The organism is Parabacteroides bouchesdurhonensis (genome assembly GCF_900186615.1).
GTDB classification, from domain to species: Bacteria; Bacteroidota; Bacteroidia; order Bacteroidales; family Tannerellaceae; genus Parabacteroides; species Parabacteroides bouchesdurhonensis.
Window position 1 is genome coordinate 2,388,713 of the sequence record NZ_LT896588.1, and the last position, 21,682, is coordinate 2,410,394.

The 21,682-nt window shown below is 38.3% G+C and carries 12 protein-coding genes and 1 tRNA gene; 10 read left to right on the plus strand and 3 right to left on the minus strand.

What is annotated here, in order from left to right:
- Positions 1-222: 222 nt before the first annotated feature.
- Positions 223-295: transfer RNA gene (locus C1721_RS10345), tRNA-Gly, on the minus strand.
- Positions 296-370: 75 nt separating this feature from the next.
- Here C1721_RS10345 and argB point away from each other — a divergent pair.
- The 5 genes from argB (at position 371) to C1721_RS10370 (ending at position 7,573) form a co-directional block, all read left to right on the plus strand.
- Positions 371-1,138: an acetylglutamate kinase gene (argB, locus tag C1721_RS10350; RefSeq protein ID WP_102408269.1), complete on the plus strand. Its 768-nt coding sequence runs from the start codon at positions 371-373 to the stop codon at positions 1,136-1,138.
- A 15-nt stretch (positions 1,139-1,153) separates the two neighbouring features.
- Complete coding sequence (locus C1721_RS10355) at positions 1,154-2,623, plus strand: ATP-binding cassette domain-containing protein (protein WP_102408270.1); 1,470 nt, start codon at positions 1,154-1,156, stop codon at positions 2,621-2,623.
- A 12-nt stretch (positions 2,624-2,635) separates the two neighbouring features.
- On the plus strand, positions 2,636-4,387 hold the full coding sequence (locus C1721_RS10360; protein ID WP_102408271.1) for a DUF6057 family protein: 1,752 nt from the start codon (positions 2,636-2,638) through the stop codon (positions 4,385-4,387).
- 11 nt (positions 4,388-4,398) lie between these two features.
- Complete coding sequence (locus C1721_RS10365) at positions 4,399-5,859, plus strand: TolB family protein (RefSeq protein ID WP_102408272.1); 1,461 nt, start codon at positions 4,399-4,401, stop codon at positions 5,857-5,859.
- A 532-nt stretch (positions 5,860-6,391) separates the two neighbouring features.
- Complete coding sequence (locus C1721_RS10370; protein ID WP_102408273.1) at positions 6,392-7,573, plus strand: site-specific integrase; 1,182 nt, start codon at positions 6,392-6,394, stop codon at positions 7,571-7,573.
- Positions 7,574-7,647: 74 nt separating this feature from the next.
- On the opposite strand, the gene C1721_RS10375 is transcribed toward C1721_RS10370, so the two are convergent.
- Positions 7,648-9,180 (minus strand): RagB/SusD family nutrient uptake outer membrane protein, encoded by a 1,533-nt coding sequence (locus C1721_RS10375; RefSeq protein ID WP_102408274.1) that lies wholly within the window; start codon positions 9,178-9,180, stop codon positions 7,648-7,650.
- A 25-nt stretch (positions 9,181-9,205) separates the two neighbouring features.
- Entirely contained in the window at positions 9,206-12,286 is a 3,081-nt protein-coding gene (locus C1721_RS10380) for a SusC/RagA family TonB-linked outer membrane protein (RefSeq protein WP_102408275.1), read from the minus strand.
- Between the two features lie 716 nt (positions 12,287-13,002).
- Here C1721_RS10380 and C1721_RS10385 point away from each other — a divergent pair.
- The 5 genes from C1721_RS10385 to C1721_RS10405 all read left to right on the plus strand — a co-directional run bounded on the left by C1721_RS10385 (position 13,003) and on the right by C1721_RS10405 (position 21,680).
- Positions 13,003-14,049, plus strand: coding sequence for a TonB-dependent receptor plug domain-containing protein (locus C1721_RS10385; protein ID WP_477612407.1), 1,047 nt, complete (start codon positions 13,003-13,005; stop codon positions 14,047-14,049).
- 472 nt (positions 14,050-14,521) lie between these two features.
- Entirely contained in the window at positions 14,522-17,551 is a 3,030-nt protein-coding gene (locus tag C1721_RS10390) for a SusC/RagA family TonB-linked outer membrane protein (protein ID WP_102408277.1), read from the plus strand.
- A 42-nt stretch (positions 17,552-17,593) separates the two neighbouring features.
- Positions 17,594-18,994: a RagB/SusD family nutrient uptake outer membrane protein gene (locus tag C1721_RS10395; protein WP_102408278.1), complete on the plus strand. Its 1,401-nt coding sequence runs from the start codon at positions 17,594-17,596 to the stop codon at positions 18,992-18,994.
- A gap of 357 nt (positions 18,995-19,351) precedes the next feature.
- Positions 19,352-19,885, plus strand: coding sequence for an FHA domain-containing protein (locus tag C1721_RS10400; protein ID WP_102408279.1), 534 nt, complete (start codon positions 19,352-19,354; stop codon positions 19,883-19,885).
- A gap of 343 nt (positions 19,886-20,228) precedes the next feature.
- Positions 20,229-21,680: a TolC family protein gene (locus C1721_RS10405; RefSeq protein ID WP_102408280.1), complete on the plus strand. Its 1,452-nt coding sequence runs from the start codon at positions 20,229-20,231 to the stop codon at positions 21,678-21,680.
- Positions 21,681-21,682 lie beyond the last annotated feature (2 nt).

The following is a 21,682-nucleotide window of genomic DNA, read 5'->3' on the forward strand; positions in this document are numbered from 1 at the left end:
GTGTACTCTGAATTTATTGATCTTGTAGAATCGATATTTCAAAATCATCGGGATGAATATGAAAAGACTGTTATTTTCCTTTGTGAATTATCTATAGAGATTGCCCCCAACGTAATTTAAAATCTTATTTGTAAGGTGAAATTATTATTCTGGAAGTATTTAATGCCGGATAAAAGAAAATCAGGTAGTTATTCATAGAAATAACTACCTGATTATCAAAAGAGCGGTAGGCGAGGCTCGAACTCGTGACCCTCAGCTTGGGAAGCTGATGCTCTACCAACTGAGCTACTACCGCGTTGGATGCTGCAAAAGTATATAAATCTTTCTTTTTTTAGTAACTTTGGAGCAAAAATATTGGTACGGACAAAATATGGAAAAACTTATTTTGATAAAAGTGGGTGGGAAAATTGTTGAGGAAGAAAAAACGCTTCACAATTTGCTTCATGATTTTTCTACTATTGAAGGATATAAAGTGCTTGTCCATGGTGGTGGACGTTCTGCTACAAAACTGGCTGCTCAATTAGGTATTGAAAGTAAAATGGTAAACGGACGCCGTATTACGGATATGGAAACATTGAAGATTGTTACAATGGTATATGGCGGACTGGTAAATAAGAATATAGTGGCAGGACTACAAGCTCTTGGCATTAATGCCTTAGGACTGACTGGGGCGGATATGAATTTGATGAGATCGGATAAACGCCCGGTTGCAGAAGTTGACTACGGTTACGTGGGAGACGTAAAAGAAGTAAATGCAGATTTGTTAGCATCACTTATTCATCAAGGGGTTGTTCCTGTGCTGGCTCCTTTAACGCATGATAAACAAGGACACATGCTGAATACAAATGCGGATACCATTGCCGGTGAAGCTGCAAAGGCTTTGGCAAAGCATTTTGATGTAACATTGATGTTCTGTTTTGAAAAGAAAGGTGTCCTTTTGGATGAGAATGATGATGAAAGCGTAATTCCTGAGATAAACAGAGAGGCTTTTAAAAGATATGTTGAGCAAGGTGTTATCCAGGGAGGCATGATTCCTAAACTGGAAAATTCATTTCAGGCAATTGATGCCGGAGTAAAGCAGGTTGTTATTACACAAGCATCGGAAATACACAGAGGAACGGGTACGAAAATTAGCTGAATTACGCATAAAATTATGGAAAACCCCAAAATGATAGCCTGTATACAAAACGTCATTACCCGTTTGCCGGAATTACGTTTTATAGACCCTGTTAATTGGAAAATAGAAGAAGGGCAACAATGGGCTGTTATTGGTCCGAATGGTGCTGGTAAGACTTTACTTGTAGATATACTGCAGCGAAAATATGCGATTAAAGAAGGTGATGTGGTGTATGGTTGCGAGGGTAAAGTCAATGAGTTGATAAAAAGTATTGCTTTTAAAGATATCTATTCATTGGCCGATTGCCGTAATTCCTATTATCAGCAACGGTGGCATTCTACAGAGACAGAGGATATGCCAACTGTTGAAGATATCTTGCATGATTACGTTGGCACAGAAGAATTAATGGAAATATTGTCTCTTTTTGGCATAAAAGAGCTTCTTCCCAAGAAGATCATCTTTTTATCAAGTGGCGAATTGAGGAAATTCCTGATAGTACGTACTTTGTTGAGTAGACCTCGAATACTTATACTCGATAATCCTTTCATCGGCTTGGATGCACCGTCTCGTGATCTTTTGGTGGAAATGTTGCAACAAATGACAAAGTTGAAAAATGTACAGGTTGTATTACTATTATCTAATCCGGATGATATTCCGGAAATGGTAACGGATGTATTGCCTGTATATAATAAAACTTGCCTTGCTCCCATGTCACGAATCCAATTTCTGGAAGATTCGGAACTAATTGTGAAATTATTTCCTTTCGGAAGAAATTTGGATTTCTCTCGAGAGGAATTTGATTTTCTTCCGAAAGGGAGCAAAAAAGAACCCTCAAACCATGAGGTCACATTCCGTATGGAACATGTATCTATTAAATATGGAACGCGTGTTATATTACAGGATTTGGACTGGGAGGTGAAGAACGGAGAAAAGTGGGCTTTATTTGGTCCGAATGGAGCAGGAAAATCTACTTTGCTAAGTCTTGTTTACGCCGATAATCCGCAATCGTATGCAAATACATTGTATCTGTTTGACAGAAAACGGGGATCTGGTGAAAGTATTTGGGAGATAAAGAAACGCATAGGCTATGTTTCCCCGGAGATGCATTTATATTATATGGAAAATGTTCCGACATTGAATATTGTAGGTTCCGGTTTTTTCGACTCAATAGGTTTGTATCGCAAATGCAATGAAGAACAGCAGCATGTAGCATTGGAATGGATGCGCGTGTTTGGAATAGAAAATTTAAAAGACCGTCTGTTTCTCACACTTTCATCGGGAGAACAGCGTTTGGCTTTGCTGGCTCGTGCTTTTGTGAAAGATCCTGATTTGATTATTCTGGATGAACCGCTCCATGGTTTGGATATAAGCAATAAAAAGAAAGCGGCAGCTATTATAGAACAATTTTGTTCCCGTCCGGGGAAAACGTTGATATATGTCACTCATTATCCGCATGAGCTACCTGCTTGTGTAGATAAACAGTTCCGATTAGTAAAACATACTTAATGTTTGCATACCATGAAAAAATATAAAAGTTTGGCCTTAAATGTATTCGTGTTTCTGTTTCTGTTTGTCTTTTTAATGATATACAGTAAATTTCACTTTTTCTGTGTTGAACAGAATCAGTTATTCCAGCAGTCTTGGCCTTTTATCTCGGAAAAATTGGTGCAACCGGGAGGTTTTGCTCTGGTTGTTGCCGAATATCTTGTGCAATTCTTTATTATTCCGAATGCAGGCGCTTTAATAACGGCACTTTTACTCGTTCTGGTGGGCATGCTTACAAATGCAATAATGAAGAGGATTGATCCGGATAACCGTTGGTTTTTGTTTGCTTGTTTACCTATCTTGACTTTACTCTTTATCCATTTGGATTATAACTACATAATACAAGGCACAGTTGCTTTTATTATGATGCTGTCCGCTTTATATGCCGTATTAGGAATACGCAATATCAATTATAGACTAACGGCAAGTATTATTCTTACAGTTCTGTTGTTTGTTTTGGCAGGACCTGTTTTTTCATTATTTGCCGTGTCGGTCATACTATGTGAGGCGGTAAACCGGACTCCCAAGTGGTATTATTCCCTGGTAACGGGATTAGTAGCCTTGTTACTGGGTATTTGCAGCGTTTATTATTCTTTTATCGGCGAATATCGTTTTGCGTTTTTGCCTGATGGATATTACCATATACGTTTACAACCGGATAACGTTATCTATTATTCCTGGTTATCGTTGCTTTTGGCAATATTAGCTGCTTTTGTTTTTCGAGGACGGAAAGTTCTTTCCCGCAAAATGTTGGTATTGGCGGATATAGCGCAACTATTAATCCTTGTTGGCCTGTTTTGGAAAGGTATCGAATTATATGGGGATGCAAAGTCGTATCGTTTAAAGATAATGGATTATTATGCCCGTACGGAACAATGGGACAAGATACTTGATATGTGCAAGAAACCTATGACGAATTATCTATATATATGTCATGCCAATATGGCTTTAGCCCAAAAAGGTTTGTTGGCGGATAATGCGTTTAAGTATGACCAGCGTGGTTTGCAGGGATTGGCTGTTACATGGAATAAATCGGCGAATGTGTCTACTTTATTAAGCGATATTTATTTTACAATGGGAAATGTTGCTATTGCGCAGGAAATGGCTTTCGAGAGTAATATCGCTTCGTTGTGTGATGGGAATCCCCGTATGGTAAAGCGCCTTATACAAACAAATCTTATCTATGGAGCTTATCCCATAGCCGAGAAATATATCTCTATTTTAGAAAACACGGCCTTTTATAAAGACTGGGCCAAAGAGCAGCGAAAGTTTTTATATAATGATGTTGCGGTAGAAAGCGATCCGTTATTGGGAGGAATGCGCAAAGGTTTGCTGGCAAATAATACATTGTCCCAGATAGATGGTTTTGCCATGGAGTTGAAGCAAATGGTAGATCAGAATCCTTCTAATAAAACGGCATTCCAATATTTAGGCGTTTTTTATTTGTTGGGTAAAGATATGGATGGGTTTAAGCAGTTTATTGAGACCTATTACGGTACGGAACTTCTGCCTTCTTTGCCTGTCCCATATCAGGAAGCAATTATTACTTTATCTGAAAGAGAACCGGATTATTGGAAACGTTTTGGAGTTTCGGAATCAATTGTACAACGTTTTGCCGATTATAAACAACAGGTACTTGCCAACCGGAATAATGTAAATTCACTGCCGGGATTGATGAGCCGTTCGTATGGAGATACATATTGGTATTATTTTATGTTTAAATAAGAGAGGGGAAAATGAATAAAAAAGCTTTATATCTATGTCTGCTTGCCGGATTAATGGCATGTTCCGGGACTGTGCAGGTAAATAAGAATTTGGATGTCCTGCCCGAAATCTTCCCGGATTATGCAAGAGTAACCATTCCTGTTAATATTGCTCCGTTGAACTTTGAACTGAAAAACTCATGTGACGAGGCGCGTGCTTTATTCACGTGTGGTTCTGAAACAATTACTGTTCAGGCTAAAAAAGGCAGTTTTATGATTCCTGCGTCAAAATGGAAAAATCTTTTGCAATTGGCTGCCGGTAAGAAAATAACGGTAACTGTACAGGCAAAAGTGGATGGAGAATGGATGGGTTATGCACCTTTTCAGATGGATGTTGCTAATGAACCGGTAGATGCCTGGCTGGCTTACCGTTTAATAGAGCCTGGCTACGAATTGTGGAACCGTATGGGAATTTATCAGCGAAATTTGGAGAATTATACGGAGGATGCTATTATCGAGAATAAGGTAAGTGGAAATAATTGCGTAAACTGTCATTCTTTTTGTATGCATAATCCGGAGAAGATGCTTTTCCATATGCGCGAAACGTATCCTTGTACGATATTGATAGACGGCGACCGGGTTGAAAAACTCAATACGAAGACGGAACAAACTATTTCTCCGTTGGTTTATCCTTCCTGGCATCCTTCTGGAAAGTATATCGCTTTTTCCGTGAATCAGACAAAACAATCATTCCATATGAATGATAAGAATCGAATAGAGGTATTCGATTCTGCCTCTGATGTAGTAGTTTATGATGTGGAAAGGCATGAAATTGTAACCACGCCTTTATTGTCTTCCCGGGAAGCTTTTGAAACATTTCCAACATTTGCTCCGGATGGAAAAACGCTTTATTTCTGTACGGCGGAAGCTCGTCCGATGCCTAAAGAATACGATCAGGTGAAATATAGTTTATGTTCTGTTTCATTTGACCCTTCCACACGTAGTTTCGGGACAGAAATAGATACATTGTATAATGCGGTTTCGGATAAGAGAAGTGCCTCTTTCCCCCGTGTTTCTCCGGATGGCAACTATTTATTATATACTTTATCCGGATATGGTAACTTTTCTATCTGGCATAAGGATGCGGATTTATATATGGTAGATTTGGAAAGTAAACAGAGCTACCCGTTGGAGAATGTGAATAGCAACGATGTGGAAAGTTATCATAGCTGGAGTAGCAATAGCCGTTGGATCGTGTTTAGCAGCCGCAGGATAGACGGGCTGTATACACGTCCGTTCTTTGCCTATATTGATGAAAATGGCCAGGCTCATAAGCCATTTCTGCTTCCGCAAAAAGAAACGGATTTCTATTTTCGTTTTATGAAGTCTTATAATATCCCTGAATTTATTACCGGCAAGGTAAAAACAAAAGGACGTGTACTTGGCTTGAAAGCGAAAGAAGATAAAGGTATAAATGTGAAATTTGCGAATTAAATTGTGAGATTCGGATTCTTATGTAATCGTCATCGGCGGCTTTATGCAGGGCGATCCGAAAAGTTTCAAGCCCGTGGAACAAACGTTTCAAGCTGGGGGAACAAGTGTTTCATGCCGGTGGAACAAACGTTTCATCTTGATGGAACAAGTGTTTCATCCAGGTGAAACAAAAGTTTCAAGCTGATAAAACTGAATGGAACTGTCTGTTAACGTTTTTAGTTGACTATATTTTGTCTTATTAATAAAAGAGGTAGACTCGGTTTAAACTTATTAATAAAAAAGGTTGCCTTGCTTCTTGTTTATTCATGAACGGGATTCACCAGACCGGTTGATTAACCTTCAAAAATAATTAGAAAATCAATTCATTCCCAATGAATTGTGAAAAACCATCGTGGCAGTTAGCCATGCGGCGAGAGGCCGGCTTTTTTTGAGAACGGTTCATTTATTGTAATAAACTTTTGACAAACCTTTTCATAAACAAAAAACATATTGTTGTTTCGTCGTGTTTTTAATCTGATAATAATAGTATATTATGGAGAAAGTTATTTACAATTTGGTGTTTAACCGGAAAAAACAATTGAATGCGGAAGGTAAAGCCTTGATTCAAATAGAGGCTTATCTTAACAGGCAGAAAAAGTATTTTTCGACAAAAATCTATATTAAACCATACCAATGGGATAATAAGCGGAAAGTGATAAAGAACCATCCTAATGTGGATGCCTTAAATCAGTATCTTTATAATTATATATCAGAACTGGAACGTATAGAACTTGATGCTATATATAGCGGGAAATCCTTTTCGTTGGTGAACTTGAAAGAAAAACAACAGGAAGTTGTGCCTTCTTCCTTTTCTGCCTTTATGGAGAATGAAATAATGCACAGTAATTTGAAACCTTCAACGTTGAAAAACCATTTATCTACTCTGCATCTTCTGGCTTTTTATAAGAAAGATATTGCATTTGATGATCTGAACTTTAATTTCCTTTACGACTTTGAATATTATTTGCTGAAAAAGGGGTATCATCGGAATACGATAGCAAAGCATATGAAACATCTGAAGCGCTATATAAACCTGGCTATCAATAAGGATTTATTCGATTTGCAAAAGTATCCGTTTCGTAAATATAAAATCAAATACATGGAAACGAAACGGACGCATCTTACCCCTGAGGAATTAAGCAAACTGGAGAATTTAAACCTGGAAGGCAAAAGAAGCCTGCGGAGATGCCTGGATATGTTTTTGTTCAGTTGTTATACCGGTTTGCGTTTTTCGGATATCGTAAGTATTACGGATGCTAATTTCTTACATATAGAAGATAACCTCTGGTTGATATACTCATCGGTTAAAACGGATGTAAGTGTCCGCCTGCCATTGTTCTTGTTATTTGACGGAAAGTCTATCCCTATTTATGAACGGTATCACAGTAAAGCAAGAAAAACATTATTCAATGTACCTGTTTCGGCAAATTCGAATATAAATAAGCAATTACGCCGGATTTGCCAACTGGCGTCTATTGATAAAAAGATATCTTTTCATACGGCCAGGCATACAAACGCCACGTTGCTTTTGTATAATGGCGCTAATATTACAACGGTGCAGAAGCTGTTGGGGCATAAAAGTGTGAGAACCACTGAGATTTACAGCAATATAATGGATATGACTATCGTGAGGGATTTGGAAGAAATCAGGCATAAAAACGGTGTGGCCGGATAAAAAAAAGAGAACTGTTTATAATATAAAAAGGAGCCGTATCAAGTGATGCGGCTCCTTTTTTATGGTTTTTCCGATTAAACGTTAGGTATCGGATTGTTGTCTTCTTCGGAGATACCTTCGTTGTTCTGTATTTCAACACGAGGTATTCTTAAATTGAAGATTGGGTCTTCGGCCGGGAAATCATACAACGCATCGTCATTATGGTTTGTGCCGTCATATTTACGGATGATAGGTTTCTTTAGGCGTTTCAAATCGAACCATGCAAAACCTTCGCCCCATAACTCGATACGACGTTGAATCCAGATTTCATTTTGCATTTCTGCCGCACTGTTTGCCGTGCATTTGTAATCCGGTTGACGGGTCTGAACAAAATCTTCCAATATGGATTTTGCTTGAGCTAAATTACCGCTCATAGCGTAACCTTCGGCTGCAATCAATTGCATTTCTTCTGCACGCATGTAACATAAATCGTTGAAGTTGTTACCTTCCGTATCATAGTAACCGAATTTTAGATTCGCATATTTGGGTAATTCTGTCATACCTGCTCCAACAACGAATACTAAACTGTCGGATTTGCACCACCAGTCTTTACGGGCATCTGTGTCCGGAATTTTATTAAATAATTCGGAGCTGATGTTTTTATACATTTCACCGGCACTTGAATAACCGTAGGCTGTAGAACTGATATGCGATGTGAAATTAACGATACCTGTGATTGCTATTTCCGTTTGTGAAGTCACATCAGACCCCCACATCCAGGAGGGGTTGTTGTCCATATTAACAAAACCTTCTTTAAGCCCGGCTTTGTCCATTATAGGGAATCCTGCAACGGCCTCTTCTGCAGCTTCTGCAGCTTCTTTCCATTCTTCTTTACATAAGTGTACACGCGCTTCAAAACCTTTAGCTACTGCATAGTCAATATATACAATAGATGGTCTTTGCCAGCCTTTTAACAATTCGCATGCCTGTTTCAGATCACTTTCTATTTGTGCGTAAACTTCAGAAACCTTTTTGCGAGGATTATTATTTTGCTGTTCGGGAGTCATATCTTCTGTAACGACAGGAACTCCCGGTGCATCTTCATGACCTTTGTATGTATGTTGGTACATTTGAACCAACGTATGGTGTGCAAATGCTCTCATGGCATAGGCTTGTCCTCTGGCAGCGAGCATTTCAGGATCGTCTGTGTCTGCAACGATACCGATTAATACATCATTCGCGGTACGAATCAGTTTGTAGAAATAATTCCAGTGGAGTGCTGCATCTATAAATTCATATCCACGACTGGAAAAATCGTAATCGTTATAATACCAACCATAATTGGAGGTGTATTGAACCATATCATCGCCCCAAAGCTCCATAGAAAGAACTGTTGCCATATATCCGAAATCATTATCACGTTCTTCGCCGCTTTCCCTTCCTAATGCGTTGTATTGAACCATGAAAGCATTCATACCGTTAACCAAGGCATTCGGATTCGGATTTTCTTCTAATTGACCTTCTGTAACACGGTCTCCCGGATTTGCATCGAAGAAATCTTCGGAACAACTGCTGAATGAAAGCGTTGTTGCTGCAAATAATGTAAGTATATAATATTTTTTCTTCATTTTTTTATTTGTCTGAGATTATGGATTAAAATCTAACTTGCAAACCTCCCGAAATGGTACGGATTGCAGCATAATTATAGTTTGATTCGCCTGACCAGTTTTGACGAGGATCAAAACCTTTACGTTTAGATAATAATGCAACGTTATCTGCTACGAAATAAAAACGAACAGATTCAAGTTGAAGTACATTTATCCATGCTTTAGGTAAGGTATATCCTAATGTGATATTTTGTAAATTCAGATAAGATGTATTCGTGAAGAAACGGCTTGAAGCAGTATTTGCATATTTTTCAGCGTTCTGGACTTTTGGAACATTTGTTTCTTTATTCTCCGGAGTCCACGCTTTTAAGATGTCATTATGCCAGTTTTGTCCTTCACTGCCGGAACTCATTAAGTTTGCATAAATTCTGTCATACCCTTTACCACCTATCTGATAGCTTAAGTTTACAGAAAAGTCGATGCCATGGAATTGTACAGCCGTGTTGAAACCTCCGTAAATAGCCGGCAGGGCAGATCCTAGATTGTAATCTGTTGCATCACTGTATACTTTGGTTGTCGTTTTTCCTGTTACATTGCCGTTGGCATCAGTAACATCTTTGTACCACATTGCAGATCCGTCTTCCGGATCAACGCCTGCGTAATCTTTTAAATAGTAGTCGTAAATAGAACCACCTTCCATCATACGGAAATTTCCGCTGACAATACCAGTGTTCTTTCTTTCAGGAGGCAACGACAAAATTTTGTTTTTGTAATGGGTTGCATTAACTCCCATTGTCCATTTGAAATTATCTTTTTCCATCACAGTTCCGCTCAATTCGATTTCAAAACCGACGTTACGCATATCTCCGATGTTGTCTGGATAACTCTTATTTCCTGTGGAGTATGGTAATGGACGATAGAATAACAGGTCTTTTGCTGTTCTTGTAAATACATCGATACCTCCGTTCAAACGTCCCTGGAACAACATAAATTCGATACCAGTATTGAAATTATAGTTGGTTTCCCATTTGATGTCTTTATTTCCTTTGTAGTTTCTAACTACTGCAATTTGACCGGCACTGTTTACAACCTGAAAATGGTCCATATACGGATAAAGGATTTCTTCACCATTAAATAACAAACCGTCATTACCTTGAGAACCGTAGCTGATTTTGTATTTCAAATTATCAATCCATTTTACATCTTTTAAGAAGTTCTCTTGGTTTAATCTCCAAGATGCACCTAAAGACCAGAAATTACCCCAGCGATTGTCCGGATGGAATTTTGAAGAGGCATCGCGACGGTAGCTGGCAGAGAAATAATATTTGTCATTGTAGTTGTATTCAATACGTCCCAAATAACCTTCCGTGTTATATTCGTTTGTTCCGGATCCTGCATTCGGATTGCTGATAGCTTGGTCTAATTCACTGGAAGAAGGGAAAATGAAGTTGTTTTTAGAACCCCACAAATATTCGTATTTACGTTGATAGTTCTCGTGACCTAATAAAACATTAAAAGAATGCAGGCCATAAGTATGTTCCCATGTTAATGTTTCCAACATATTAAGACTCTGCGTCTTTTCGTTCTGTATTGTTGAAATACCATTTTGAGCTACAAATTGTCCGTACTGCCCGTTTTGATATATTAACTGACGCTTGCTGTAGTTTTCCATACCACCACGAACAGTCAATTTGAAATCTTTTAAGAAAGATATTTCAGCAAAAATATTTCCTGAAAAGTTTTCATTCTTAAATTGGTTCTGATCTAAGTTTTGTGTACCCAACGGATTAGACATTGATAAGACCGGACGTTTGTTTGTTCCGGTTCCGTAGTCATATACAGGACGACCGTTTTCTTCGTATAATCTGTTTCCTTCAGCATCGTATCCATAAATAGGATATATTGGAGCAATAATACGGGAAGCGTAGAACATGTTAACACCGGAAGTAGCATCAAAGTCCGGAGAATTCTGCTCTGATTGTGCATAAGCTAAATTACTTCCTACTTTAAACCAATTATTAACTTGTTGTTCCAAGCGAACACGGGTAGAAAAACGACTGAAATCAGAATTAACAATATAACCTTTATCATCCAGATATCCTAAAGATATATAATAGCTGGTTTTATCGTTGGCACCACTGATATTCAGGTTGTATTCCTGACGTAAGCTTGATTGGAATAATTCTTTTGCCCAGTCATCTTTGTACATGATCTTTGCATTCGGATTAAATTTACCAGTGGTAGGATCTACAACTTCTGTATTGGCTACATTGGTAATGTTATAACCTAACTTTCCTATCAGGTTATTGCTTGCATATTGTCCTGGATTTCCATTTCCTAAAGCAATAGCTTGATTTCTCAAAGCAGTCCAGTAAGTTTCGTAATATGTAACAGGGCTAGTCATGATGTCATATTCAGGAATAGCACGGGAGTTTGCTCCTAACTTCATGTCAAAAGAAACACGTGCTTTGCCGTTTTTACCTTTTTTAGTTGTAATCAAAACAACACCATTTGCACCACGTGCACCGTACAGGGCATTTGAAGCCGCATCTTTCAACACAGTCATGGATTCAACATCCTGCTGGCTGATAGAGTTCAGGTCTCCATCGTAAGGAACGCCATCAACAACGATTAGCGGATCACTGGAGGCATTGATAGAACCAATACCACGGATGCGGATTTTAGAACCTTCACCCGGCTGACCATTATTGTTGGTTAGCTGCACACCTGCAACCTGACCTTCCAAAGCTTTTGTAATATCAGAAGTTTGGATTTTTGCTAAATCTTCACTTTTTACAACAGAAGCAGAACCTGTAAATGAACTCTTTTTGGCTGTTCCGTATGCAACGACCATAACTTCATCCAAATTTTGTGAAGCTGTTTCCATTACAATATTCATTACCGGTTTAATGGCTTCTTCTTTAGTAGTCATACCTACATACGAAATTTCTATCGTTTTGGCAGAAGCAGGGACTGTAAGATTGAACTTACCGTCGAAATCAGTAACTGTACCAGTTGTGGTACCTTTCACTATTATGGATGCACCGATTATCGGTTCTCCATCTTCAGCAGAAATAACCGTACCGGAAATCTGCTTTGTTTGAGCGCTTGCAATACCTATACTCATAATTAAGCATAGTAGAGCAAAAGTCAACTTTTTCATCATAAACACACTCTTATTTATTAAACTTATATAGAAAATAATTTCTCTTAGAATTTTACCAGCCTTAGTTCTATCAGAACTAAGTTAATTTTTTAAGACTTTCTTGTTTAGTACCCTTTGTATTAAAAGTGGATGCAAAAGTACGAAATAACATCTATATAAACAACAAATTATTATATAATTGACAGTTTTACTTTTTGTCTTTAACTATATGCTTATCAAAATGTCATTTTTTCTATACGGAATCTTTTGCTAAAATGTTAAAACGATACTTTATTTAGCTTTAATCTTATATAAATTATTCCATTTTGACAGCTTTGCCAAGATGGTGATTTTGTTTATTTTTTTATTTTCGCTATATATCATGCTGCAAATGTTAAATAATCATTCTATTTATATATGTAGTATGTATATAGACAATACATGATATCAGCTTCAATTTATACTCTATAATATTCCCTCCTTCTACATTTAAGTTCTGATAGAACTGGTTGCCGCATCTCTTCTTATACTCTTCCAATGCACAAACATTCATAAACATAAAGGTCCTGATAGGACTAAGGCAAAATAAAGTTCTAAGAGAAATTATTTTCTATATAAGTTTAATAAATAAGAGTGTGTTTATGATGAAAAAGTTGACTTTTGCTCTACTATGCTTAATAATGAGTATGAGTATGGCGATGGCTCAGGTTACAAAAGTAACTGGACACGTTACATCTGCAGAAGATGGTGAACCCGTGATAGGAGCTTCGATTGTTGTTAAAGGAACAACGGTTGGAACGGTTACGGATTTTGATGGTAATTTTACGTTGGAAATACCGGACAACGGGAAAATATTGATTATCTCGTATATAGGTATGGCTACCCAAGAAGTAAAGGTAGCTCCGCGTATAACAGTTTCGTTGCAATCGGATACTCAGGATTTGGATGAGGTGATTGTAACAGGATATGGTGTTACAAAGAAAGCTGCTTTTACAGGTGCGGCTCAGGTTGTAAGTAGTGAAAACCTTGTAAAAAGAACCGATGCCAACTTTATGAAATCGTTGGAAGGTTCTGTCGCAGGTTTGCAAGTAAATAGCTTTACCGGGCAGCCGGGTGCATTCTCTTCTACTACGATACGCGGTATGGGGTCTGTTAATTCAGGAACAGAGCCATTGTATGTAGTTGACGGTATTGCCATTTATACAGATAAAATGGGAGGATACAGTAAAGCTGGTTCCGGAGATTTGGCAGCCAGTCCATTGGCAAATATTAATCCGAACGATATCGAGAGTGTTACCGTTTTGAAAGATGCTACGGCTACAGCTATTTATGGTGCTCGTGCTGCTAATGGGGTTATTGTTATTTCTACTAAAAAAGGTAACAAAGGAAAAGCCCGTTTTAATTTCAATGCTAAAGTAGGTTCCAGCCTTGTTGGTCGTTTGGATAATAATTACAAAACTGTAAATTTGGACAACTATAAAACAATCTGGGCCGAAGGGCTTGTAAATTCCGGCGATGCTGCTAATATGGAAGATGGTGCATCTTTATTGAATGACTATGTAAATGCTTATTACGGTGTTGACCTGTCAGAGAATGTTCAGAGTGTAGATTGGCTGGATGCTATCCTAAGCAACGGATTTACTCAGGAATACGATTTGAGTGTACAGGGCGGTAATGAATCTCTTCGTTATTATATCAGCGGCGGTTATTTNTGTATTAAAAGTGGATGCAAAAGTACGAAATAACATCTATATAAACAACAAATTATTATATAATTGACAGTTTTACTTTTTGTCTTTAACTATATGCTTATCAAAATGTCATTTTTTCTATACGGAATCTTTTGCTAAAATGTTAAAACGATACTTTATTTAGCTTTAATCTTATATAAATTATTCCATTTTGACAGCTTTGCCAAGATGGTGATTTTGTTTATTTTTTTATTTTCGCTATATATCATGCTGCAAATGTTAAATAATCATTCTATTTATATATGTAGTATGTATATAGACAATACATGATATCAGCTTCAATTTATACTCTATAATATTCCCTCCTTCTACATTTAAGTTCTGATAGAACTGGTTGCCGCATCTCTTCTTATACTCTTCCAATGCACAAACATTCATAAACATAAAGGTCCTGATAGGACTAAGGCAAAATAAAGTTCTAAGAGAAATTATTTTCTATATAAGTTTAATAAATAAGAGTGTGTTTATGATGAAAAAGTTGACTTTTGCTCTACTATGCTTAATAATGAGTATGAGTATGGCGATGGCTCAGGTTACAAAAGTAACTGGACACGTTACATCTGCAGAAGATGGTGAACCCGTGATAGGAGCTTCGATTGTTGTTAAAGGAACAACGGTTGGAACGGTTACGGATTTTGATGGTAATTTTACGTTGGAAATACCGGACAACGGGAAAATATTGATTATCTCGTATATAGGTATGGCTACCCAAGAAGTAAAGGTAGCTCCGCGTATAACAGTTTCGTTGCAATCGGATACTCAGGATTTGGATGAGGTGATTGTAACAGGATATGGTGTTACAAAGAAAGCTGCTTTTACAGGTGCGGCTCAGGTTGTAAGTAGTGAAAACCTTGTAAAAAGAACCGATGCCAACTTTATGAAATCGTTGGAAGGTTCTGTCGCAGGTTTGCAAGTAAATAGCTTTACCGGGCAGCCGGGTGCATTCTCTTCTACTACGATACGCGGTATGGGGTCTGTTAATTCAGGAACAGAGCCATTGTATGTAGTTGACGGTATTGCCATTTATACAGATAAAATGGGAGGATACAGTAAAGCTGGTTCCGGAGATTTGGCAGCCAGTCCATTGGCAAATATTAATCCGAACGATATCGAGAGTGTTACCGTTTTGAAAGATGCTACGGCTACAGCTATTTATGGTGCTCGTGCTGCTAATGGGGTTATTGTTATTTCTACTAAAAAAGGTAACAAAGGAAAAGCCCGTTTTAATTTCAATGCTAAAGTAGGTTCCAGCCTTGTTGGTCGTTTGGATAATAATTACAAAACTGTAAATTTGGACAACTATAAAACAATCTGGGCCGAAGGGCTTGTAAATTCCGGCGATGCTGCTAATATGGAAGATGGTGCATCTTTATTGAATGACTATGTAAATGCTTATTACGGTGTTGACCTGTCAGAGAATGTTCAGAGTGTAGATTGGCTGGATGCTATCCTAAGCAACGGATTTACTCAGGAATACGATTTGAGTGTACAGGGCGGTAATGAATCTCTTCGTTATTATATCAGCGGCGGTTATTTCCAGAATGACGGTATTGTTGTAGGTACTGGCATGAAGCGTTATTCAGGACGCTTTAACCTGGATGGCAATAGTGGACGCATCGGTTACGGACTATCCGTTAGCGGCGCTCTTTCCGATATTAATAATAGTATGACTGAAAGCCAATATACAAATCCTATTGTAGCTGTATATGACTTACGTCCGTTTGAACAAATTTATAATGCCGATGGCTCTTATAACCTGGATGCATTGTATAATCCAATAGCTTTGAATGATAAAGAGAAAGGGGATAAAAAGAATCAGAAACAGATTACTTTGGTAGTTAATCCTTATTTTACCTATAAGTTTATGGATGGATTAACCTGGAAAACAAATGCCGGTTTAAATATCATTGATCTAGACGAGTTCTTCTATAATTCTATTTATAACCCACAATATTCCGGCAGTGGTATGTTAGGGCAGCGTAATCAGGAACGGGCTACTACATTATCTATAACGAATACGATCAACTTTACCAGATCATTCAATGAATTACATAATATAAATGTATTGTTAGGCCAGGAAGCACAAAAAATTTCATTCAGAAATATATATGCTGCCGCAAGTGGTTATCCTAGCGACGCTGTGTTTGAATTGGATAATGCTTCAACTCCTACGGGCGCCGGTTCAATGTCTAAAGCCAGTACGTTGGCTTCATTCTTCTTCAATGGCGAATATAACTATAACAATAAGTATTACGGTTCCGCATCATTCCGTTACGACGGTTCTTCCCGATTCGGAGCAAATAACAAGTGGGCACCTTTCTGGTCAGTTGGTGCAAAGTACCGTATTTCTCAGGAAGATTTTATGGAAAATACGAAAGGTTGGTTAACAGACCTGACTGTTCGTGGTAGTTATGGTACTGTAGGTAATCAGGATATTGGTTATTTTGCAGCCATGGGATTATACAACTATGGTTATTCATATAATTCAGAACCGGGTGCTATCCCTTATCAGATTGCTAATCCGGATTTGAAATGGGAAACGGTTGGTAAAGCTGATATTGGAATTAGTGGTGTTCTTTTCGAACGCTTCTCTTTTGAACTTGATTATTATAACCAACGTACAAAAGATATGATCTTTGACGTTCCATTGTCTTATACTACCGGTTTTGCTTCTATATTGAAAAATATCGGAACAATGGAAAACCAGGGCTTTGAGTTCTTAATCAATGCATCAATCATCAATAATAAAGATTTCAGTTGGAGTGTAAATCTGACAGGAACTGCTAACCGCAATAAAATCATTAAACTTGCTACCGACAAACCTATCGAAGGAACAACCACTATCCGCAAAGTAGGTGAAGCTTATTATACATTTTATATGCCGGAATATGCAGGCGTTGATCCTGAAACGGGAGATCCTCTGTGGTATAAAGGTAAAGAAGGTAATGAAACCACTTCCAACATTAACGAAGCCGGACAGCGCATTGTGGGCTCTGCCGATCCTAAATTCTATGGTGGTTTTGGAATGAATTTCCGTTATAAAGGTTTCGATTTCTCTTTTGATGCCAGCTATACTTTAGGAAATAAAGTTTACAACAGCGGATTTGCTTATGATATGCAGGTTGGTCACTATTTCTTAGGCCCGGTATCTAATTATGTATATGAAAACCGTTGGCAGAAGCCGGGAGATGTAACAGATGTTCCTAAATTTATAGCAGGCTCTACATCTAATGCAAATGCCTATTCATCCCGTTTCTTAATGAACGGTTCATATTTGAGAATGAAATCGGTGGTATTGGGATATACATTGCCTCAAAGCATTCTGAAACCGTTGACGATCGATAATTTGAGAGTTTTCGTTTCTGCAGACAATTTGTTTACTATTACAGCTAAAGATTATATTGGCTTTGATCCGCAGACGCGTGCAAATGGTTCCCAGTCTTGGGCATATCCGGTACCTACAACTGTAATGTTTGGTCTGAATTTAGGATTCTGATCGGGCAAATAGAAGTAATAACAAATAAAAGTGATTTCAAATATGAAAAAAATATTTTCAATAGTATTAGCAGGATGTCTGATGTTGACAATAACCTCCTGTAACGATTTCCTGACAGAAGAACCAACGACATCCGTCCCCGATGATGCCGCATTCAATACTGCTCAGGATTATATCAATGCACTGAACGGTGTTTATTACACACTTGGTACTTACCGTTTCTTAGGCCGTGATGTTTTGGCTGTCGGTGATGCTGCTGCCGATTTAACAGCACATTCTGCCGCTACATCTCACTTCTATGATATTTATTCATACCAGATTTTGGAAACAAATGCTTATCTGGAAGAAATCTGGCGATATGGATACGCTGCTATAGACCGTTCTGCACGTATTATTCATGCAGGAACCTCAGCTACAGGCCTGACACCGTCGGATATGCTCACTGTAGACCAATGCATTGCCCAAGCCTATGGTACTCGCGCTTTGTCTACGTTTATCTTGACTAATATCTTTGGTTTGCCATACTCCGAACAAAATAAAAGTTCTTTGGGTATTGTAAATGTAGAAGCTCCGATAGCTGCTTTTGAGCAGGTACAACGTGTCTCGGTAGAGGATAATTATAAATTTATTCTTTCCGACATTGTGAAGGCAAAAGAATTTTACGCAAAAGAAGGTGTTGAAGATGTAGGTAATTTTTATATGAACAAAGCTGCCGTTTCTGCATTGGAAGCTCGCGTGAGGTTATATATGAAAGATTATGAAGGTGCTATAAATGCGGCAAAACAAGCTATCGAGTTACGCAAGGGAAGTATTGTTTCTACTACCGACGATTATAAGAAGATGTTTAAAGAGTTGACAATCTCTTCGGAAGATATTTTTGTGATTGCTAAATCGGAAACAGACTATCTTTCCGCAAACGCATTGAGCACATTATACGGAACTTACGGACTGTCTGTTAACCCGAATACCATTGCCGAATATGCTGCCGATGATATTCGCTTGTCATTGTTGAGCGGAGATTGGGCCGGTGGTAAAATGGGAGGTATCACTTCGAACGATCAGATCCAGAACCTGCCCGTGTTACGTTTGCCGGAACTGTATCTTACTATGGCGGAAGCCTATGCCGCAACAGGCAATTACAGTGCTGCCAAAGAAAGCCTGCTGGAGGTTGCTGCAAAACGTAATCCTTCTTTGGATGCTGCTTCAATAAAAGAAGATGCTACGATAATACCGGTTATCGCTAAAGAACGCAAGCTGGAATTGTGCCAGGAAGGACATCGTTTCTTTGATGCCCGACGTTTAAACGAAGTAATTAACGTAACGAATGGTTCCAATAAAAACTTTGATATAGCCAAGTTTGTATATCCTATTCCTTCAAAGGAAGTAAACTCTGGCTTTGGTGTTGTGCAAACAACAGGCTGGGATGCAAATCTTCCTAAATAATAGAAGATAACTTTCCTGTAAAATACGAGGGCGGAGGTTTATGACGAATCTCCGCCTTTTCTTTTTGCACGCGTATTTGAGAATAAAGATGTTGTAGAACATGTTTTGATTAAATAAAGTTAAAGTAATGTGATAAAACTTGTGAATATTATGCTGCATAACATAATATGTATATATTTGCACTGTGTTTTTCATGGTATTAGATTTAAGGTTAACAATGAAGATTGGTTGTCCGTGATGGATGACCTTTTCTTTTTTATAAACCTTCCGTTGCCAGACTATAATAGGCCGTAAAAAAGAAAGATGTATATTTGTACTGGATTATAAAGAATAAGTTATTCTGTTAGATATATAATTATGAAGAGAGTATTCTGTCCGAAATGTGATAATCAGTTGTCGTTTGACGAAACAAAATATCCCGAAGGAAAAATTATAGCATTCGTATGTCCTCAGTGCGGTTCACAGTTTAAGGTAAAATTGGGACGAAAGACTGTCCGGACTAAAACCGGAGAAGAGGAGGAAGTAAAAGAACCCGACTTTTCATGCGGCTATATTTCCGTGATAGAAAACGGATTTGCTTTCAAACAGGATTTGCCTCTTGTTATGGGTGATAACGTGATAGGTCGCCGGAATAAAGATACCGATGGAGTAGATGTGCCCATTATTACCAGTGATCCCAGTATGGGACGTAAGCATTGTGTTATAAATGTAAAGGAAGATAAACAAGGCCGGTTGATTTATACTCTACGTGATTTTCCCAGTCTTACCGGTACGTTCCTCAGAAGTGTTATTCTGGGAAAAAAGGAACAGGCGCGGATAGAAGACGGAGCTGTGGTTACTATCGGTGCTACTACTTTTATTTTGCATGTTCCGGAGGATCGTGTGGAATAGCAATAAAAATAAAAACTTCAAGTACTGCTCCCTCGTGAAACCAATCTGTAACATCGGGGTCGGAATGATGGCAGATAAGGGAGATTTTGGCGTTTGTTTTGGGAGTGATAGTTATAGACATCCTTCCATTTCGGGAGACAGTACTGAAGTTTATCATGTTTACACTATGTCATGCAATTCCAATTTAAATGTTCACACAAAAAACAATTAGAAACGGTTTTAGCTCAATATCATTAACATAAAGAATCGGAAAAAACACAAATAAGTGAGATAAGTGCATGTTGAACAATCCATCCTGAGCATCTGTTATACACCAAAACTTAACGCGTAAAACTAATTACTTATGAGCAATAATATAGTGGCCGTTTATGGTATGCTATTTCTGTCTCTGCTCCCTTTTTCTCTATCAGCTCAGGATGAGAAATTAGAATTAAGTCTGGAGCAGTCCATGGATTTACTTCATAAAGAAAATAAAAGCTTGAAAATAGCCGGTAAGGAAGTGGACATTGCCCGCAATGAACATCAGAAACTCAATTCTTTCTGGTATCCTTCGGTTAATGCAGGAGGAGCGTATGTTCATATGTCGAATCCGATGGAGGTAAAACAGCCTTTGGACCAATTTACCGGACCGGCAAAGGACTTTGTCCATTCTATTCTTCCGAACGATGAACTTATTTCCTCTATTCTGGATAAAATCGGTACAAACACGTTGACATTTCCTCTCGTATCCCAGAATCTAACTACGATTGATGCCAGCGTGACCTGGCCTGTATTTACCGGAGGGAAACGTATATATGCCAGTAAGATTGGAAAAGCAATGGTGGCTTTGGCTGAGGTAAATCGCAGTCAGGAGGACGCTACTCAGCAGACATTATTAATTACCACCTATTTCGGTTTACGGCTAGGGCAAAGAGTTGTAGACGTGAAAGAAGAAACCTTCCTCTCTTTAAAGACCCACTACGAGCAAGCTCTTAAACTTGAACAGAACGGCATGATAAATCGAGCTGAACGTCTTTTTGCCCAAGTTAGCATGGACGAAGCCAAACGGGAGCTGGAGTCGGCGCGTAAAGATTTAGGTGTCGCCCAACAAGCTTTGAAGGCACTTTTAAGTATGGAATCGGAAAAAAATATATATACAACCACTCCTTTATTCATCAATGAGATATTACCGCCTCTTCAGGATTTTAAGGACCGGATTCCTTCCGGAAATTATTTAGTAAATCAATTGAAGTTGCAAGAAAAGATGGCTCATGATGAATTACAGATAGGACGCTCTGCCTATGTACCGAATATAGCCTTATTCGGTAAACAGACGTTGTATTCTCATGGAGTTGATAAATACCTTATGCCCCGTACAATGGTAGGAGTGGGCTTTACATGGAATATTTTTGATGGATTGAATAGAGAAAAACGTATACGTCAGGCTAAACTAACCGGCCAATCTCTTACTTTGGGTAAAGAGAAGGCTGTAACCGATCTTGAAGTTGGTGTGGATAAATTCTACTCCCAGATACAAAATGCTCTTGATAATGTAAAAGCACTGAATACGACTATGGAGATGAGTGAAGAATTGGTTCGTATCCGTAAAAAGTCTTTTCAGGAAGGAATGGCTACATCAACGGATGTTGTTGATGCGGAAGTTATGTTGTCGAAAGTCCGTGTCGCTTTTCTTATGGCATATTATCAGTATGATGTCGCGCTGATTAATCTATTGGCGGTTTGTGGAACTCCTGAGTCTTTCCAACAATATCGTCTGGATGGAAAGACTGAGCATTTTATATTTCAGAACGAATAAAA

Coding starts and splice junctions, on each gene's coding strand:
- argB (WP_102408269.1), top strand. CDS start 371: ATGGAAAAACTTATTTTGATAAAAGTGGGTGGGAAAATTGTTGAGGAA.
- C1721_RS10355 (WP_102408270.1), top strand. CDS start 1,154: ATGGAAAACCCCAAAATGATAGCCTGTATACAAAACGTCATTACCCGT.
- C1721_RS10360 (WP_102408271.1), top strand. CDS start 2,636: ATGAAAAAATATAAAAGTTTGGCCTTAAATGTATTCGTGTTTCTGTTT.
- C1721_RS10365 (WP_102408272.1), top strand. CDS start 4,399: ATGAATAAAAAAGCTTTATATCTATGTCTGCTTGCCGGATTAATGGCA.
- C1721_RS10370 (WP_102408273.1), top strand. CDS start 6,392: ATGGAGAAAGTTATTTACAATTTGGTGTTTAACCGGAAAAAACAATTG.
- C1721_RS10375 (WP_102408274.1), bottom strand. CDS start 9,180: ATGAAGAAAAAATATTATATACTTACATTATTTGCAGCAACAACGCTT.
- C1721_RS10380 (WP_102408275.1), bottom strand. CDS start 12,286: ATGAGTATAGGTATTGCAAGCGCTCAAACAAAGCAGATTTCCGGTACG.
- C1721_RS10390 (WP_102408277.1), top strand. CDS start 14,522: ATGATGAAAAAGTTGACTTTTGCTCTACTATGCTTAATAATGAGTATG.
- C1721_RS10395 (WP_102408278.1), top strand. CDS start 17,594: ATGAAAAAAATATTTTCAATAGTATTAGCAGGATGTCTGATGTTGACA.
- C1721_RS10400 (WP_102408279.1), top strand. CDS start 19,352: ATGAAGAGAGTATTCTGTCCGAAATGTGATAATCAGTTGTCGTTTGAC.
- C1721_RS10405 (WP_102408280.1), top strand. CDS start 20,229: ATGAGCAATAATATAGTGGCCGTTTATGGTATGCTATTTCTGTCTCTG.